This is a genomic window from Psychrobacter sp. van23A (genome assembly GCF_030845275.1).
In the GTDB taxonomy this organism is placed as follows: Bacteria; Pseudomonadota; Gammaproteobacteria; order Pseudomonadales; family Moraxellaceae; genus Psychrobacter; species Psychrobacter faecalis.
On record NZ_CP132595.1, the window covers coordinates 1,969,665 to 1,987,029 of the forward strand.

16 protein-coding genes are annotated in these 17,365 nt (G+C 42.8%); 8 read left to right on the forward strand and 8 right to left on the reverse strand.

Annotated elements, in window-relative coordinates:
- Positions 1–162 precede the first annotated feature (162 nt).
- A complete protein-coding gene (locus RAH45_RS08360; RefSeq protein WP_068404832.1) occupies positions 163–1,059 on the reverse strand; it encodes a posphoenolpyruvate synthetase regulatory kinase/phosphorylase PpsR in 897 nt (298 codons plus the stop codon).
- A gap of 427 nt (positions 1,060–1,486) precedes the next feature.
- On the opposite strand from RAH45_RS08360, the gene ppsA reads away from it, so the two are divergent.
- The 6 genes from ppsA (at position 1,487) to RAH45_RS08390 (ending at position 6,965) form a co-directional block, all read left to right on the forward strand.
- On the forward strand, positions 1,487–3,871 hold the full coding sequence (ppsA, locus tag RAH45_RS08365; protein ID WP_068404830.1) for a phosphoenolpyruvate synthase: 2,385 nt from the start codon (positions 1,487–1,489) through the stop codon (positions 3,869–3,871).
- A gap of 153 nt (positions 3,872–4,024) precedes the next feature.
- A complete protein-coding gene (locus tag RAH45_RS08370; protein WP_306495153.1) occupies positions 4,025–5,011 on the forward strand; it encodes an RDD family protein in 987 nt (328 codons plus the stop codon).
- A gap of 299 nt (positions 5,012–5,310) precedes the next feature.
- Positions 5,311–5,709 carry a 30S ribosomal protein S6 gene (gene rpsF, locus RAH45_RS08375; RefSeq protein ID WP_068404828.1) on the forward strand — a complete coding sequence of 133 codons (399 nt, stop codon included), beginning with the start codon at positions 5,311–5,313 and terminating at the stop codon, positions 5,707–5,709.
- Positions 5,710–5,725: 16 nt separating this feature from the next.
- Complete coding sequence (gene rpsR / locus RAH45_RS08380; RefSeq protein ID WP_068404827.1) at positions 5,726–5,953, forward strand: 30S ribosomal protein S18; 228 nt, start codon at positions 5,726–5,728, stop codon at positions 5,951–5,953.
- Between the two features lie 25 nt (positions 5,954–5,978).
- Positions 5,979–6,488, forward strand: coding sequence for a 50S ribosomal protein L9 (gene rplI / locus RAH45_RS08385; RefSeq protein WP_068404825.1), 510 nt, complete (start codon positions 5,979–5,981; stop codon positions 6,486–6,488).
- Positions 6,489–6,740: 252 nt separating this feature from the next.
- On the forward strand, positions 6,741–6,965 hold the full coding sequence (locus RAH45_RS08390; protein WP_144298031.1) for a hypothetical protein: 225 nt from the start codon (positions 6,741–6,743) through the stop codon (positions 6,963–6,965).
- Between the two features lie 60 nt (positions 6,966–7,025).
- On the opposite strand, the gene RAH45_RS08395 is transcribed toward RAH45_RS08390, so the two are convergent.
- The 3 genes from RAH45_RS08395 to cobT are packed head-to-tail and all read right to left on the reverse strand — an operon-like array spanning position 7,026 to position 9,626.
- Positions 7,026–7,622 (reverse strand): histidine phosphatase family protein, encoded by a 597-nt coding sequence (locus RAH45_RS08395; protein ID WP_201591358.1) that lies wholly within the window; start codon positions 7,620–7,622, stop codon positions 7,026–7,028.
- Between the two features lie 37 nt (positions 7,623–7,659).
- The gene (gene cobS, locus RAH45_RS08400) at positions 7,660–8,559 is read right to left on the reverse strand and encodes an adenosylcobinamide-GDP ribazoletransferase (RefSeq protein WP_306495154.1); all 900 of its coding nucleotides are present in this window, start codon (positions 8,557–8,559) and stop codon (positions 7,660–7,662) included.
- On the reverse strand, positions 8,559–9,626 hold the full coding sequence (gene cobT / locus RAH45_RS08405; protein WP_306495155.1) for a nicotinate-nucleotide--dimethylbenzimidazole phosphoribosyltransferase: 1,068 nt from the start codon (positions 9,624–9,626) through the stop codon (positions 8,559–8,561). The genes cobS and cobT overlap by 1 nt, the downstream gene beginning before the upstream one ends.
- Positions 9,627–9,861: 235 nt before the next feature.
- Here cobT and RAH45_RS08410 point away from each other — a divergent pair, with 235 nt between their 5' ends.
- Both RAH45_RS08410 and RAH45_RS08415 read left to right on the forward strand, forming a co-directional pair.
- On the forward strand, positions 9,862–11,214 hold the full coding sequence (locus RAH45_RS08410) for a GntP family permease (RefSeq protein WP_068405516.1): 1,353 nt from the start codon (positions 9,862–9,864) through the stop codon (positions 11,212–11,214).
- Between the two features lie 82 nt (positions 11,215–11,296).
- Positions 11,297–12,442 carry a glycerate kinase gene (locus RAH45_RS08415; RefSeq protein ID WP_306495156.1) on the forward strand — a complete coding sequence of 382 codons (1,146 nt, stop codon included), beginning with the start codon at positions 11,297–11,299 and terminating at the stop codon, positions 12,440–12,442.
- 85 nt (positions 12,443–12,527) lie between these two features.
- Here the strand turns inward: RAH45_RS08415 and RAH45_RS08420 are convergent, their stop codons facing one another.
- From RAH45_RS08420 to RAH45_RS08435, 4 genes are all read right to left on the reverse strand, one after another.
- On the reverse strand, positions 12,528–12,950 hold the full coding sequence (locus RAH45_RS08420; RefSeq protein ID WP_191692141.1) for a tetratricopeptide repeat protein: 423 nt from the start codon (positions 12,948–12,950) through the stop codon (positions 12,528–12,530).
- Positions 12,951–13,099: 149 nt separating this feature from the next.
- Positions 13,100–13,438, reverse strand: a complete 339-nt coding sequence (locus tag RAH45_RS08425; protein ID WP_306495157.1) for a RidA family protein — start codon at positions 13,436–13,438, stop codon at positions 13,100–13,102.
- Positions 13,439–13,539: 101 nt separating this feature from the next.
- Positions 13,540–14,787 carry an NAD(P)/FAD-dependent oxidoreductase gene (locus RAH45_RS08430; RefSeq protein ID WP_306495158.1) on the reverse strand — a complete coding sequence of 416 codons (1,248 nt, stop codon included), beginning with the start codon at positions 14,785–14,787 and terminating at the stop codon, positions 13,540–13,542.
- Between the two features lie 232 nt (positions 14,788–15,019).
- Positions 15,020–17,203 carry an ATP-dependent helicase gene (locus tag RAH45_RS08435; protein ID WP_373429163.1) on the reverse strand — a complete coding sequence of 728 codons (2,184 nt, stop codon included), beginning with the start codon at positions 17,201–17,203 and terminating at the stop codon, positions 15,020–15,022.
- Between the last annotated feature and the right edge of the window lie 162 nt (positions 17,204–17,365).

Below are 17,365 nucleotides of genomic sequence, written 5' to 3' on the forward strand. Positions count from 1 at the left end.
TTTTTTAGGCTATGAATGTCTACAAGTAACGATCAAGTTAGACCCATAGCGCTAAAGCGTGCCTACCATACGTGCTGATAGGATATTTTGCAATATTGGCGACAGTTACGTTATCGCCATAGCCGTTATTCGTTATTCGTTATACGCTGTTGCTTAATCCCTTTAGCCGATACGGCGTTTAAGTCCCGTCATCTGCAAGATACGTGTGGCAATCTCTTCAACAGACATCTCAGAGACATCAAGACTCGGAATCCCTTGCGAGATATAAATGCCCTGTATGGCGCGCTGTTCTTGCTGACATTGCTGATAGCTAGAATAACGGCTGCCCGCGCGGCGTTCTTGGCGGATTTTTACTAAGCGATCGGTATCGATTAACAAGCCAAATAACTTGTGCTTATGCTCACGTAAGGCTTTTGGCAATTGATTGTCGTTTAAATCTTCTTCGGTTAACGGATAGTTTGCCGCTCGAATACCAAATTGTAGCGCCAAATACAGTGAGGTTGGGGTTTTGCCAGAGCGCGAAACACCGATAAGAATGATATCTGCTGCATGATAATGACGAGTACGTGCACCATCATCGTTATCTAGCGCAAAATGCACGGCATCGATACGTTCTTTATAAGTTTCAGAATCGACATTATCGTGGGCATGACCCGAATGCGCGTCCGGCTCGACGCCCGTCTCTTCTGCGACTCGTCCGATTAACCCTTCATACATATCCAAATTACAGCTATGCGCTGAGTTGATTTTTTCACGAATTTCAGGGCTAACAATCGTATCGAACACCAAGGGCAGCAAACCGTCGCGCTGATAGGCCATATTGATTTGTTCGACCGCCTCTTCGGCGCGCTCTAAGCTATCAACATAAGGCAACACCCGAGTTTCAAAAGGCACAGAGGCAAATTGACTTAAAATGGCGCGTCCAAGGGTTTCTGCGGTAATCGCCGTCCCATCAGAGATAAAAAACGCCGTTCTGATATTTTGGTCGTTATCTACTTGCAACGCTTGTTTGTTTTGAATGGTCGGCTTGGCGGCTTCGGGCGGATTATTTACAAACATAACGTGAACACCTTGGTTAAGACCTCAATAGGCGCTTTTATTTAGCGCAGAAAATCTGTAGCGGTTAGTTTCTTGTGCCCTATATTATACGCACAATAGCTGTCTAATAGAAATCAATGTTACAGGCGTACACTTAGTAAGCACGATGTAATAAAGATATCTATTAAGAGTATTTATGCATCTATAGTATGGTTATAAAGGAAAGTTTCTTATCAGCAAATTTTTTCTCTAAAAACCAGTTGTATTTTACTCTTTGTTATATTCTAACAACCAAATATTGAGTTTTGACCGCGCAAATATGTAGCAAACGCCACAATTTGTATATTTTTGACGATTTATTTGGTTCTAGGTATCGAAATTATCCAAATATAGGGGTATAATCGACCGTTATAATCTTTACTAAATAACCTTATTTTCTGGAGTTATCATGGCAGCGCAATCTACAGCACTTGTAATCAATCTTGATCAGCTAGGAAAAGATGACATTGAGATGGTTGGCGGCAAGAATGCCTCGCTTGGCGAGATGATCAGCCATTTATCTGATTTGGGTGTCAGCGTTCCAGGTGGCTTTGCGACCACTTCAAATGCGTTCAATCGCTTTTTGACAGAAACAGGCTTACTTGACAAAATCAACAACGAGCTTAAAACCCTTGATGTGAATGATGTTAATAAGCTTGCTGAGACTGGTAAAAAAATCCGTACTTGGATTATTGAGCAAGAGCTGCCAAGCGACCTTGAGCAAGAAGTGCGCCAGTCGTTTGAAACCATGAGTGGCGGCGAAGACATCGCGGTTGCGGTACGTTCTTCTGCCACGGCTGAAGATTTGCCAGATGCGTCATTTGCCGGTCAACAAGAAACTTTCTTGAACATTCGCGGCATTGATAACGTCCTGATTGCTATTAAAGAAGTATTCGCCTCTTTATATAATGATCGCGCGATTTCTTATCGTGTGCATAAAGGTTTTGAGCACGAAGGCGTTGCCCTATCTGCTGCTGTACAGCGCATGGTACGTTCAGAAACTGGCGCTGCTGGCGTGATGTTCACCCTAGATACGGAAAGTGGCTTTGATCAAGTGGTCTTTATCACCTCAAGCTACGGTCTAGGTGAAATGGTTGTGCAAGGTGCAGTCAACCCTGACGAATTCTATATCTCTAAAAAATTGCTTGAAAATGGCAAGCCTGCAGTCATTCGCCGTAATCTAGGCAGCAAGCATAAGAAAATGATTTATGGTGATGAAGGCAGCACTACTAAGTCTGTCAAAACCGTCGATGTCGAAAAACAAGACCGCATGCAGTTCTCTTTAACCACTGAAGAGCTAAACTCACTTGCCAAACAAGCCATGACTATTGAAAAGCATTACGGTCAAGCGATGGATATCGAGTGGGCAAAAGACGGCGACAGCGGTGAAATCTTTATTGTTCAAGCACGTCCAGAAACCGTTAAGAGCCGCCAAGACAGCAACGTCATGGAGCGTTATATCATCAATACTGGCGATGCTAAAATCCTATGTGAAGGTCGTTCAATCGGTCAACGCATCGGCGCTGGTAAAGTACGTATCGTTAGCAACCTAAACGAGATGGACAAAGTAGAAGACGGCGACGTCTTAGTATCAGACATGACCGATCCAGATTGGGAACCCGTCATGAAGCGTGCTTCTGCGATTATCACCAACCGTGGTGGTCGTACTTGTCACGCGGCTATTATCGCCCGTGAGCTTGGCGTTCCAGCTATCGTTGGCTGTGGTAATGCCACTGAATTATTGGTTGATGGTCAAGACGTGACGGTTTCTTGTGCTGAAGGTGATACTGGCTTTATTTATGAAGGTCAGATTGATTTTGAAGTACAGACCAACTCTGTTGAATCTATGCCAGAGCTTGCATTCAAAGTCATGATGAACGTGGGTAACCCAGATCGCGCTTTCTCATTTACCCAAATGCCAAACGAAGGTATCGGTCTTGCGCGTTTAGAGTTCATCATCAACCGTATGATTGGTGTGCATCCAAAAGCGCTACTGAACATGAACAGCTTGCCACGTGAAATCGCCCAAGCGATCAATGAGCGTATCGCCGGTTATGCCTCACCAGTCGATTTCTATGTGGATAAATTGGTCGAAGGTATCTCAACCCTAGCCGTTGCCTTTATGGATCAGCCAGTTATCGTGCGTATGTCTGATTTTAAATCAAACGAATACGCCAACTTGCTTGGTGGTAAATTATACGAGCCATCAGAAGAAAACCCAATGCTAGGTTTCCGCGGTGCCAGTCGCTATGTGTCTGACAACTTCCGTGACTGCTTCGAGCTTGAGTGTAAAGCACTAAAACGCGTCCGTGATGAGATGGGCTTGACCAACGTTGAGATTATGATTCCATTCGTTCGTACCGTTGGCGAAGCCAAAGAAGTCATCGAGCTACTAGCGAAAAACGGTCTAAAACGTGGCGAAAATGGTCTGCGCGTCATCATGATGTGTGAGCTACCAACCAACGCGCTATTAGCAGAAGATTTCCTAGAGCACTTCGATGGTTTCTCAATCGGTTCAAACGACTTGACTCAGTTAACGCTAGGTCTTGACCGTGACTCAGGTATCGTCTCACATCTATTTGATGAGCGTGATCCTGCGGTTAAGAAGCTATTATCTATGGCGATTGAAGCTTGTAACAAAGCAGGCAAATACATTGGTATTTGCGGTCAAGGTCCATCAGATCATCCAGATCTTGCGTTTTGGCTCATGGAACAAGGCATCAACTCAGTGTCACTAAACCCTGACTCAGTGCTAGATACTTGGTTCTTCTTAGCTGGCGAAGAAACGAAATAAGACGTAACGTTACGTCACAGCGTTAATTGACAGAGTCATTTAATATACTACCATTAGGGTCTATTTGATTTTTTCAAATAGACCCTAATATAATGTATGAGCGAAAGTAGCTTGAAAAAGTGACTTAAGATATGACTAACTATGTAGGCAATTATGCAGATTTTCCTTGCTCGAAATAACGTACAAGCGGGTCCATACACGTTGGATCAGCTCAATATTATGCTCGCCTCAGGTGAAGTAGTATTAGATGATTTGATGTGGCATGAAGGCCTAGATCAGTGGCAGCGTGTTGGTAATTTAACCAATAATCAGACTTATTATCGTCCTGCCCCTATAGTGTCGGCAGATGATAATGACTCTATTATCAATAACGTCACTATCTTCCCAGAAGATTCTGCTAGTAGCACCCCTAAAGATGACAAAACGATATCGCTAGACAGATTGTATGGTAAGCCTGAACGTCCAGCAGACAATGCTAAAAATACCAAGCTGGACATGACCACCAATCGTCAATATACACCCAATAAAAATGTATCATTGAATAAGTCTGCTACAGTCAAAGCCGCCTCGCCTAAAGATAAAGTCGTCGGTGATGTGGTGCTTGCGCCGATTATGTCACGGGTGTTAGCGACTGCGCTAAATGGCTTACTGTATATATTAGCGATTTTACCGCTGGTCATGGCATTGACCAAAATGGATGTGGACTATACCAAATTTCAAAACATCCAAGATATGGATGCCGCGTATCAGTATTCCATGACCTTGATGGAAAGTATTCCTAGCAGCACTTTGATGATGTCACAAGTGATGGTGTTTGGTTTGTTTGCGCTGCAGCTGGTATTTATTACCTTGCGTGGACAATCACTTGGTAAGCTGATTACCGGTATTCGCGTCGTTGACCAAAGCACCCACCGCTTGCCTTCTTTTAGCAAGCTTATTGGCATGCGTACGCTACTACTGTTTATTATTTATAACTTATTATTCTCATTTACTAGCTTTTTAGGTTTTGTGGTTATTATTGTTCATTATTATATGGCCTCAAAAAGTCCTGAAAACATCGGTTGGCATGATAAACTGGCTAAAACCTTAGTAGTGAAAGCCGATAATAGCCAATTGGTCAAACAACCCAAGGCAAAATAATGGGTTTATAAGTTTATGATAAAAACGATTGTTATAAATATCATAAGGTTATATGAAAAAGTGGCGTTTATACGCTGCTTTTTTATTGAAGAATTTATATTTACGTCTTTTATTATTTATTGACAGACGCTCAGTGATTAACCTTTGTGTTAAAGGCTGAGTACTGTTATAATACGGCGCTTTATAAACTAAGCTTATCCCCTATTGTTTTTGCAAAATTCGATAAGATTTGGGCTTACCTTATAAATCTCCTTGCTATTAACATAGGGTTAATAGCTACTAATCCGTAAGGAGTCATAATGCGACATTACGAACTGGTGTTACTTGTACACCCAGACCAAAGCGACCAAGTGGTCGGCATGGTTGAACGCTATATCAAGTTGGTTCAAGACAACGGCGGTACGATCCATCGTCTAGAAGATTGGGGTCGTCGTCAATTGGCTTACCCAATTAACAAAATTCACAAAGCTCACTACGTTCTTTTCAACGTTGAAACTGACGGTGAGACTTTGGCTGAACTTGAAGAATTATTCCGTTATAACGACGCGATCATTCGTAGTCTAGTTATGCGCCGTGACGAAGCTGTCACTGAAGAGTCGCAGTTAGCCAAGAATGCCGATGAAAAACGCGCACGCAAAGCAACGACTCGTCGTCCAGACAATCGTGAAAACGACGACAACGACAACAGTGAAGACTAATTAAAGGAGAATACTCATGGCACGTTTCTATCGCCGTCGCAAATTCTGCCGTTTCACTGCTGAAGGCATCACTCACATCGATTATAAAGATGTTGAATTGCTAAAACAGTACATCAGTGACAATGGTAAAATCGTACCAAGCCGCATCACCGGTACATCTACTAAATATCAGCGTCAGCTAGCCACTGCTATCAAGCAAGCTCGCTATCTTGCGCTACTTCCGTATACTGACAACCATCAGTAATTTAACCGTTAACTAGGAATGACTCATGCAAATTATTTTGTTACAGCGTATCGTCAACCTTGGTAAACTCGGTGAAACTGTCGATGTGAAACCAGGTTACGGACGTAACTTTCTTATCCCTCAGGGCAAAGCACTACCTGCAACTAAAGCAAACATTGAAAAGTTCGAAGCACGCCGTGCTGAGCTTGAAGCTGAAGAAGCAAAAGAAGTAGCGGTTGCTCAAGAACGTGCTGACGCGTTAACGGACGTTAATGTTATCATGCGCGCTAAATCAGGTGACGAAGGCAAACTATTTGGCTCTATCGGTACTCGCGATATCGCTGAAGCATTGACTAACTCAGGTCTAGAAGTTGACCGTGCTGAAATCAAGCTACCTGAAGGTACACTACGTCAAGTGGGCGAATACAATGTTGATATTCAACTACACCATGACGTAACTGCTAGCATCTTAGTAACCATTCTTTCTGAAGATGGCGACAACGAAGATGCCGCTGAAGAAGTTGAAGACGACAACGAAGATTACTCAGAAGAGTAATTTTTGGTGGTAGTGTAAACTTACTACCCGTCTAAGAAAGCCAGTAACGTCATGTTGCTGGCTTTTTTATTTCTAAAATTTGCTAAATGCTATTTCATTAATACTTACAATAGTATTGTGTAGCAATAACTGGTAATAAAACACCTGCATAACCTATACCTAATAATAAAATACTGCTTATAAAGTCATCTTCATTAATCTCAGTGCTATTGCTATCCTAGCTGTATTTAGCCATAGATAAAATGGGACGATATGATAAACACTGATGACAAATTAATATGCATCCAAGGTAACGAGTTTTATAAAGAAGGTGAAATCTATACGGTCGGTAGGATTGTAAATAATAAGTATTTCCAGATATTGACCGGCAATAATGCCGACCATTGGTATGCAACCTTAGACGATGAAGGTATTTATGTTAGCTTTGATTCTATGAGCCCTAAAGACAATAAAGCATGGTTTGATAAGATAGATTAGAGGTTTTTATTGCTATATTGATGAAAGATAAACGATTATAAAAATTAGATAGAAAAATCATTACTCAAAAAGCTGGCTGTTATAAACAGTCAGCTTTTTTGGTTGAAAAACTAGTTTACGGCATTGTAAATAATTTACTGCTTGTGGCCAATCAGCCGCTATTTTTGGCGCCTCTTGCCGAGCGGCAATCATACTGGCAGCATTTATCCAGCCCGCATGACCGACTGCTAATACTGGTTTTTGACCCCTATTTTGCGCAGCCATCTCATTTAACCAGTTTTCCACACGCTCAAATAACTGCTGTAAACTCTCGCCGCCCTTAGGGGCAAAATCTGCAAAATGATCACACCAATCATCAATCTGTTGTTTAGGAATTTGCGCCCAAGGCCTGCCATCCCAGCCGCCAAAATCAATCTCTGCCAGCTCAGGGGCGACATGATATTGAAAGCCATGCGGCGCCAATATTTCTCCGACTTTTAACGAGCGCTGTAGTGGGCTGACCCAAATCACTTTTGGCAATTGATGAAAACGCACGAAGCGCTGTATTTTATTAGCAAGGCGTTTAATTTTGCGTTTATCGACACTGATATCAGTCTGTCCGATACAAAAGCCATTAGCCGCAATGGGCTTTGGATGGCGCCAAATATACAAAACCATTCGCTATCATTATCCTTTCTAAATAGTACGCTTAAAATTAAATAAAAGGGTTCGAGGCAGCAAGTCCGATATAAATAGCAATTTCACTTAACTGCTGCGTGGCGCCTAACCCATCACCGGTATAGCCATCTAAACGCCTGCGCAACAAGCGCCGCATATAATCCGTCGCTACGATGCCTAGTAATAAAGCCAATGACCATTGCCAAATACCAATTTGCTGCACGGTATTAGGAAATAGGAGCACGACCAGCAAGCCCGCTAATATGAGCCAACCACTGCTCAATAATCCTTGTAATGGCGTCAGCTGCTGCGCCATCGGTTTGGCTTTAGCATGCTCAATCTCACCGCCGTAAGGCAATAGCGCCAGTAAACTAATACATAATAAACGTGAGAGCGTATGTCCAATAATCAGCGCCACAATAGCCACTGATAAAGACATAGACGCCAATAAGCTGATTTTGATAAGTAACGCCGAGACCAATCCTAGTACACCATAAGTCCCTAAGCGCGAATCCTTCATAATGGTTAAAGTACGCGCGCGAGTCAGACCACCACCTAGACCATCACAGCTATCCGCAAGTCCATCTTCATGAAAAGCGCCAGTGAGCCTAATTCCAAAGGCCGTACTTACCACTGCCGCCACCAAAGGCGTAAATAAAAAACTACACAGCCAAAATATACCTGCACAAAGCAGCCCAACTAACAGACCTACCCCAGGAAAATGACGGCTGCTCTGGTGCAACCACTGCGGATTGTAATTGGCGAATTGCGGTACGGGCAGACGCGTTAAAAACTGTACTGCTACTAACAATAAACGCCATTCATACTTTATAAATTGACTAATACTTGGTTTAGAAGAAGACTGGGGTAATGCATTTGGTTGATTCAATGTCTGATTTAATGGTTGTTTTGATGGCTTTTTTGATAATTGTGACATTAGCTGTTTTGTCCACTGATACCAGCATCATTAAAACTAGCCATCTCATTGATAATCGCACAAGCCGACTGTAATAATGGATACGCCAGCGCCGCGCCACTACCCTCACCTAGGCGCATACCCATATTGAGTAACGGCTCAGCATTGAGCAGTTTTAATAAATGCGTATGTCCCGGCTCGACAGAATGATGAGCAAAGACAGCATATTGAGCAACACCAGGCGCTAGACGCTCGGCGACCAATAACGCACTACTAGCGATAAAACCGTCGATAAGAAGAATACGGCGCTCACTGGCTGCTTGCATCAGCGCCCCTGCCATCATCGCAATCTCAAGCCCGCCTAATGCCGCAAGTATGTCGAATGGCGTTTGCGCTTCACTGTGCCGCGCTAATACTTGAGTTAAAATACTTGCCTTGTGCTTTAATCCTGCATCGCCGAGACCAGTGCCGCGACCGATACAAGCATTAATCGGTATATCGCCCAATTTTGCCAGTAATAAACTGGCGGCAGATGTGTTACCAATTCCCATTTCACCGACAATCAATAAATTGCCCGCCATATTCTTGACTACGTCCATACCATTTTCTAATGCGGCTAAGCACTCTTCTGCTGTCATGGCAGGCTCGCTAAGGGCGTCGCGGCTTCCATAACGCACTTTATAATTGAGCAGTTGCGCGTGGTCTTTAAAAGGAGAATTGGAAAAGTCGGCATCGACACCAGCATCAACTACTTTTAGCTCCATATGATGCTGACGCGCTAAGACATTGATAGCAGCGCCGCCTTGCAAAAAGTTATATACCATCTGCGCCGTCACCGCGCTAGGATATGCTGAGGTACCATGCTTGGTTAGGCCATGGTCGGCAGCAAATACCCGAATTTGCGGTTGCGTAATTTGCGGCGTGGTCGTACCTTGAATCATGCCTAAATGCACCGCGAGCGTCTCTAAACGTCCAAGGGCGCCCAGTGGCTTGGTTTTTTGGTCAACGATTTGCTGCAATTGCTGACGCAGCTCGCTATTTTCTATGTTTGCAATCGTTGGTGCTATAAATGTTTTCAAGCAAACCACCCTCGTATTTATACAATTAAAACAAAACCCACATACTAGCAGAGTATCTCAGCTTTACCACGAATAAAATCAAATGAGAGCCGAATAGACTCCCTAGTAGGATAGATTTACGATAGAATATGCACCTTTAAAAAATTCATATCACTATTAATGTTAAGCTAGACGCCAAACTCACTAAATGCTGTGTGAGTTGCATTAATAGCGATAAGAGATTAACAACTATATAGAGACAGTAATGATCGTATTTTGGCTGCTGCTGACCATTCTTTTTATCATTTTTGCCACTGCGAAGTTAAAATGGCATCCTTTTTTAGTATTGATACTATCTGCCTTTTTAGTCGCACTTTTTTATCAAGTACCGCTTAATACGGTTGCAAAAACTATCTCTGATGGCTTTGGCGGTATCTTAGGATATATCGGGCTGGTGATTGTGTTTGGAACCATCATTGGCCTAATCCTTGAGAAAACGGGTGCCGCCATCGTGATGGCAGAAACCGTCATTAAAGTTCTAGGGCCGCGTTTCCCTACTTTGACCATGTCTATCGTTGGTGCTGTCGTATCTGTACCCGTGTTCTGCGACTCAGGCTATATTATTTTAAACTCGTTAAAAGAGTCTTTGGCTGAGCGTTTAAAAGTTTCGAGCGTGGCAATGAGTGTCGCATTAGCGACTGGCTTATATGCCACTCATACCTTTGTGCCGCCAACACCCGGTCCAATTGCAGCAGCGGGCAACTTGGGTCTTGAGTCAAACTTGGGCTTGGTCATCATGGTCGGTGTTGTCGTCACCACCGTTGCGGTACTTGCTGGTTGGCTGTGGTCAAATCGCTTCCTTGACGCCACGCCTGACAATATTGATGCCCTTGACGCAGTCGCCGTACCAGATAATATGAAGACTCGTGACGACTACAGCAAACTGCCATCAGCGACTATGGCATTTTTACCTATTATCGTGCCCATTGTATTGATTTGCTTATCGTCTATTGCCAATTTACCCAGCACACCATTTGGTAGCGGCATACTAACCGATATTCTCATATTTATTGGCAACCCATTAACCGCCCTATTAATTGGTTTGTTTTTATCATTCTTACTGATTAATACTGACCAAAAAACACAGCAGATTAGTGACAGCATCTCACAAGGCTTGGTAGTCGCAGCGCCTATTCTTTTAATTACTGGTGCTGGTGGCGCGTTTGGCGCTATGCTAAAAGTCACGCCGATCGGTGATTATTTGGGTACTACGTTATCTGCCCTAGGGCTTGGTATTTTTATGCCATTTATCGTTTCTGCGGCGCTCAAAACAGCACAAGGTTCAACCACTGTTGCTTTGGTCACTACTTCGGCGATGGTCGCCCCATTATTAGGTCAAATAGGTCTTGATAGTGAGCTTGGTCGCGTATTTTGTGTGATGGCGATTGGTGCAGGCGCGATGACTGTCTCGCATGCTAATGACAGCTTCTTTTGGATTGTTAGCCAGTTTAGTCGTATGAGTGTGGCGCAGGCTTACAAAGCCCATTCTATGGCGACAGGTATTCAAGGCGTGACCAGCATCATCTTTATTTGGCTATTGACCTTGGTATTTATCTAGCATTTTAAGTAAATTATTGAAAGTCAATTTTTAAAATTTAAATAATTAAAAAAGACTCAAAGAAACATTTAAAGAGAAAGTCATGAAAATTTTAATCGCCCCTGACTCGTTTAAAGAAAGTGTAGAAGCACTGGATGTCTGCCACGCTATCCACTCTGGTTTCAGCCAAGTGTTTCCTGACGCTGACTATAAACTGCTACCGATGGCGGATGGCGGCGAAGGGACTTCTGCAGTGTTGTCTTATGTGTTAGGTGGACGCTGGAAAGAAGTGCGTGTCCATGACCCTTTAATGCGACCGATTAACGCAAAATATTTATTACTCCCTGATGCAACTGCGGTCATTGAAGTCGCTCAAGCTTGTGGCTTACATCTATTGACGGTAGCAGAGCGTAATCCTGTCATTGCTAGCAGCTATGGCGTCGGCGAATTGATTGAGGATGCTCTAAATGAAGGCGTCAAGCGCATTATTATTGGTCTTGGTGGCAGTGCTACCAATGATGCAGGACTTGGTATGTTAACGGCGCTTGGTATGACGTTTCATGATAGTAATGACAACATCTTAGCCCAAGGCGGCGGCGCACTTGCTAACTTGCAACGATTGGATGCGACCAGCTTTCATGCAAGCGTCTTAAACACGGTATTTGAGGTGGCTTGTGATGTCACCAATCCGTTATGTGGTGAATTGGGTGCCAGTGCCATATTTGGTCCTCAAAAAGGCGCTAGCCCGCAGCAAGTCCATGAGTTAGATAAATCGTTAACGCATTTTGTAAATGTGTGCGAGCAGCATGGCTATCAAGGCCATCAAGAGGTAGCAGGTGCCGGTGCAGCGGGTGGACTGGGCTATGCGTTAATGAGCTTTTGCCAAGCGGAGTTAAAGTCAGGTTTTGATACAGTGGCAAAAGTGGCCAATTTATCACAGCATATCGCCGATGCAGACTTGGTCATCACTGGTGAAGGCAAGCTTGATGCTCAGTCTGCTATGGGCAAAGTGGCAGGTGGTATTAGCCAAATTGCTAAATTGAGTCATACCCCCGTGATTGCTATTTGCGGCAGTGTTGATGGGCTAAAATCCGCTCAGACTAGCCAGTTTGACATCATTGTGCCCAGTATCCAAAAGCTAGATTCCCTCGATAATGTCTTTAAAAACGCTTATAACAATATTGAAATTACCGCTACTAATATTGCCGCAGCGATAAAATTGGGTCAACGCCTAAAACAGTATTTATAGAACTATATTATAGATGCTTAATTGGTAAGCTCGCTTTTTGTATCATAAAAAATGCTTTTCTCAATAACCAATAGCTTTAACAAAGCTACTCTGCCAACAACTTCGCCAACAATTCATTTATTTCGACTTTAAACTCTTTATCTTCGATTTTATTGGCGCTGATTTTAGCGTTTTGTAGACTTTTGATCGCAGCATCGGTTTGGCCCAATTCGATTTGCAGCTCAGCCATCGAAAAAGCAATCGATGCTAAATGGTCTTTTGAATTAATCGCTGCGGCTTTATCTAATGCTTTTTGATATATAACCAGCGCTTCATCCAAATCCTCGGTAAAGTCAGCCAAGGTTTCCCACTGTTCAGGATGGTCTTTATCGCTTTTTTCATTTTCATTACACAAATCTTTTAGCTGCGCATATAGCGCATCAAAGGTTTTTTGATCGTTCTTACTGTCCGCTTCTAGCAGCTTTTCTGCTAACACATAGATGGATTTATATATTTTGGTATTAATCATGATGGGTTACCCTGTTGGTTGCGCGTTATAGGCGTTGAATGATGTTGATTATAGACTAATTTATAACAATAGCTCATAGAAAAGGGCGTGATAGCAATCACACCCTTTTATTTTATCTGGCTTTCAACCTAAACAAGTAAAATAAGCAATTATTCAGCAGCGATAACGGTAATCTCGACCAATAAATCAGGACGAGCCAATGCTGATTCACCGCATGCACGCGCTGGTGGCTGGACGCCTTCAAACCATTTATCCCACACCTCATTCATTGCGGCAAAGTCTGACATACTTTTTAGCCAGACGGTTGCGGATAGCAGCTTTGATTTGTCACTACCAACTTCTTGCAGCAGTTTTTCGACTTTCTCTAAGCATGTCAAGGTTTGGGCTTTGATATCCTCTTCGCTATTACCCACTTGACCGGACAGATAAATGGTTTGGTTATGAATCACAATCTGACTCATACGTTGGTTACTATGCAGCTTTTGCATGAATTATTATCCTTAATTTTTAATGTTTCAGTTCTTTCAAATACCTGAACTGTCAAATATATAAACAGTTCAGATTTTTTTAAACAGTGCTTAGCTAGGAGTTAGCGAGAAAAACGCTCAGCGCTAAAGGGTTTAATATCAACCAATAGCGGTTTTTCGTGAATCATCTCCTCTACCAGACGACCAGTCATGGGTCCTAAGGTAAAACCCTGATGGCTATGACCAAAGGCAAACCATAATTTGTCGTGCTGCGGCGCAGGACCGATGACTGGCTTCATATCTGGCATGCAAGGACGTGAGCCCGCCCACGCTTCACTCTCGACAGCATCTTCTAGCGGCAGAATTTTGCGCGCAAGTTTTAATACGGTATTTAATTGACCAAAATTCTTTGGCGCATTCATGGTGGTCATCTCAGCACCGGTAGTGATACGGATACCTTGCTGCATCGGACCCATCACAAAACCCTTATCCATATCAAACATACTATGGTTGATGGTGTTTTTTTCCGTGACTTTAAAATGCTGATGATAGCCACGCATTGGGAACAGCGGCAAATCATAACCAAGCGGTTTGATTAAATCGTTAGACCAAGGCCCAGCAGCAATGACTAATTTATCACTATAAAAAGTGTCAGTGTCGGTAACAACTTTCCAGCCATCTGCTTCTTGGACGATTTCATTGACACCGCTTTCTTTGATGGTACCACCCATTTCTTGAAAGTTTTTTGCGTATGATTTCACCAATAAGCTCGGATTTGACACTTGCCAAGAGTTTAGCCAATGAATCGCGCCAACGAACTCATCAAAATTGGCGCTCGGCTCCATCGCTTTTAATTCGTCAAGCGTCAAGACATTGTGCTCAACGCCCTGATCACGGTCTTTGATTGCAGCATCAATAGCTGCTTTAAACGTCTCTTCAGAGCGATGCAACTGTAACCAGCCTTTGCGGCTAATCAAATATTCAGCGCCAGACGCTTCAATCATGGTTTGGTGTTCACTGGTGCAATGTTCAATCAGTGTCTGCCACTCCGCTTCGATTTTTTTAATTGAAGCTGGCGTCGAGTATTTCCAATACTGCAATAACGCTTGATGATAGCGCAAAATCGCTGGGATTCGATAGCGAATATCAGTGCCTTGGTTTGGCAATACGCGTATCATTTCAGTCAGCTGGCGTGGAAACGGATGAGTATGAATCGCCTCGCGCTGAATCAAACCAGCATTGCCATATGAAGTCTCAGAGCCCGGTAGTTTTTTGTCCAATAGTAAAACTTTGGCGTTATTTTTTTGTAAATGCCAAGCCGCTGAGGTGCCGACCATACCTGCACCTATAACGATCACTTCGTAGCGCATAACACGTCCTTTTTTAAGATTTTAATACAGAATATCAAGGTTGAGAAATAACAAATAAGGGAGTAATAGTAACGCATTGCGTATCAGATTAAACCCTTATCATAGAAATATTTTTGCTATTTAATACTTTTGGTTATGCGTTTAATTGAAAGCTATTTCTGATAGGAATAATGTAGAAATTATTAAGAAATTAGACCTATTTTGGCTAATCAAAATGCAAGGAATAAACCAATCACCACCAAATTGGATCCTCACTTGCTAGTGTTTCTAAAAGCTTCTTGCCAGTCTCGACCGTCAACTTATCGGCAGGTAGCTCAGCGATGAACCGTGACGGCTTATCAAAGTAACCCGAATAGCTTGAGAAATACTCGGGCGCAGTTAAAAATAATCTGCTCTTAGCACGGCTACAAGCAACATAAAACAGCTTACGCTCCTCCTCTAACTCTTCAAAATCACTGAGCGAGCGATAGTGCGGCGTCATACCATCGACGAGAGAGTTGACAAATACCACTGGCCATTCAAGCCCTTTGGCACTATGAATGGTAGAAATGGTAACTTTATCATTACTATTTTCGTCTTTTTCAGGCTCGCCTGCGGTAGCAACTGAATCATTGGGCGGATCGAGGGCAAGATTTTCTAAGAATTTATCGAGGCTGTCGTACTCTGTTGCTAGGTTTTTAAGCACACGAAAATCTTCACTACGCTCGCGCCAATTCTCTTCAATCGTTTTTAATACAGGAATATAAAACGCTAAAATTCGCTTAATCACTATTTCCACTGACTCTGCCTGACTGGCTTTGGTTAAAGTCGTATGCAATGATTTAAGCTGTGGGCTTTTCTTCGCAAATGATGGTGCTAATAGCGGCTCAAAAGTATTGTTGTTAACATTATTATTAACATTGTTATCGGCATTAATCGCTTGGGTTAAGCGCGTCGCCGTTACTGCCCCTACCCCTTTAAACAAGGTTAAAATACGGTGCCATGCAATGGTATCATTTGGGTTATAAAGTATTTTGACAAAGGCTAAAACGTCCTTGATATGACGCCGCTCAATAAAGCGAATGCCGCCCACGACGATAAAGGGAATATTGCGTTCCATAAATTCAAGCTGAACGTAGTTGGATTGAAAAGATGTGCGGCACAAGACAGCAAAGTCCTCATAATCGTAATCTGGTTTTAATTCGATGATTTTATCTGCAATATATTTAGCCTCTTTTGTTTCATCACTTAAACGGCAAAATATTGGCTTAATGCCTTCTATAGATGCGCCCGAGTACAATTGCTTTTGATAGCCCAACGTGATTTGCGCCGATAAAGCATTGATATAATCAAGCACCGTTGGGGTACTGCGATAATTTTGCTCTAATTTAATCAGTTTTGCTTCAGGATAGCTTTCACCAAACAATAAAATATTCTCATAACTGGCACCGCGAAAGGCATAAATACTTTGGTTATCATCTCCAACGACCATCAGCGATACTGACGTAGGCGCACAGATCAGGTCAATCAGCTCTTTTTGTGGAATATTGGTGTCTTGATATTCATCGACCATGATGTAGCGATATTTCTGTTGTAGCAGCTGACGAAAGGTATCGTTGCACTTTAAATGGCGCACCACTTGGCTGATGATGTCATCAAAATCGTATAAATGATTGGCGCGCTTATATTCATGAAAGTCGACCGCCAATTGCTCAATAACTGGAATATGCACGGCGATATCAGGATAACTGCTTTCGATTAAGTCGCGAATATGAATACGCCGATTTCTAGAAGTTGAAAAGATATTTTGCAAGGTTTTTTTGCGCGGAAACGCCTGATTGGTTATTTTGGTCGGATACTTTTTTTCTTTATTAATCAAATCAATCGCATCTTCACTATCGCCGGTATCTAAAATCGTAAAGCGCGGATTGATACCAAGTAGCCCAGAATATTGGCGCAATAACATATTGCAAAATGAGTGAAAAGTGCCGCTAGTGATATCATTTAGCGCCTTACCATTTATGTGACTATCACCTAGACGGCTTGCCAGCAAAGTTCTAGCGCGACTTTTAATTTCATTTGCCGCCTTGCGGGTAAAGGTTAATAGCAAAATCTCTTTTGGCGCGACGCCATTTTCTATCAGATAGCTGGTTCTATAAGTCAAGGTTTTGGTTTTACCAGAGCCTGCACCGGCGATGACCAATACTTTGCCCTCAATAGTCGTGGCAGCCAACAACTGGTTAGGGTTCAGCTCACGAGCGTAATCCACTTGTAACCCTAAATGACTGGCAAGCCGTTGCTCTAATATTTCAGCATCCGCATTTATCAAGTTGGCCTCGAGCTTTTTAATCGCCTGCTCAAGCCGCGTCAGCTTGGGTTTCATGTCAACGAAATTTTGCGGATAATTATAATGGTGGGTAGCAAAAATGGTGGTCATTATTAACAATTGCCTTTGGTGTGGTTTATCGTGCTGGCTATTGATGATAGCGCAGCAGCATGCATCATCATTTATAGGTAGTAGCTTATCATAATAGACAGGGTGCTGAAGGTCATTGATAACGAACACTCATATGAAACGATGATATTAAAGGATGGTATT

Bases quoted from the DNA above. Each gene is read 5' to 3' on its own strand.
- RAH45_RS08435 (WP_373429163.1), bottom strand. From the start codon at position 17,203: ATGACCACCATTTTTGCTACCCACCATTATAATTATCCGCAAAATTTC.
- RAH45_RS08425 (WP_306495157.1), bottom strand. From the start codon at position 13,438: ATGCAAAAGCTGCATAGTAACCAACGTATGAGTCAGATTGTGATTCAT.
- RAH45_RS08420 (WP_191692141.1), bottom strand. From the start codon at position 12,950: ATGATTAATACCAAAATATATAAATCCATCTATGTGTTAGCAGAAAAG.
- rpsF (WP_068404828.1), top strand. From the start codon at position 5,311: ATGCGACATTACGAACTGGTGTTACTTGTACACCCAGACCAAAGCGAC.
- RAH45_RS08390 (WP_144298031.1), top strand. From the start codon at position 6,741: ATGATAAACACTGATGACAAATTAATATGCATCCAAGGTAACGAGTTT.
- ppsA (WP_068404830.1), top strand. From the start codon at position 1,487: ATGGCAGCGCAATCTACAGCACTTGTAATCAATCTTGATCAGCTAGGA.
- RAH45_RS08395 (WP_201591358.1), bottom strand. From the start codon at position 7,622: ATGGTTTTGTATATTTGGCGCCATCCAAAGCCCATTGCGGCTAATGGC.
- rpsR (WP_068404827.1), top strand. From the start codon at position 5,726: ATGGCACGTTTCTATCGCCGTCGCAAATTCTGCCGTTTCACTGCTGAA.
- RAH45_RS08430 (WP_306495158.1), bottom strand. From the start codon at position 14,787: ATGCGCTACGAAGTGATCGTTATAGGTGCAGGTATGGTCGGCACCTCA.
- RAH45_RS08415 (WP_306495156.1), top strand. From the start codon at position 11,297: ATGAAAATTTTAATCGCCCCTGACTCGTTTAAAGAAAGTGTAGAAGCA.
- RAH45_RS08370 (WP_306495153.1), top strand. From the start codon at position 4,025: ATGCAGATTTTCCTTGCTCGAAATAACGTACAAGCGGGTCCATACACG.
- RAH45_RS08360 (WP_068404832.1), bottom strand. From the start codon at position 1,059: ATGTTTGTAAATAATCCGCCCGAAGCCGCCAAGCCGACCATTCAAAAC.
- RAH45_RS08410 (WP_068405516.1), top strand. From the start codon at position 9,862: ATGATCGTATTTTGGCTGCTGCTGACCATTCTTTTTATCATTTTTGCC.
- cobS (WP_306495154.1), bottom strand. From the start codon at position 8,559: ATGTCACAATTATCAAAAAAGCCATCAAAACAACCATTAAATCAGACA.
- rplI (WP_068404825.1), top strand. From the start codon at position 5,979: ATGCAAATTATTTTGTTACAGCGTATCGTCAACCTTGGTAAACTCGGT.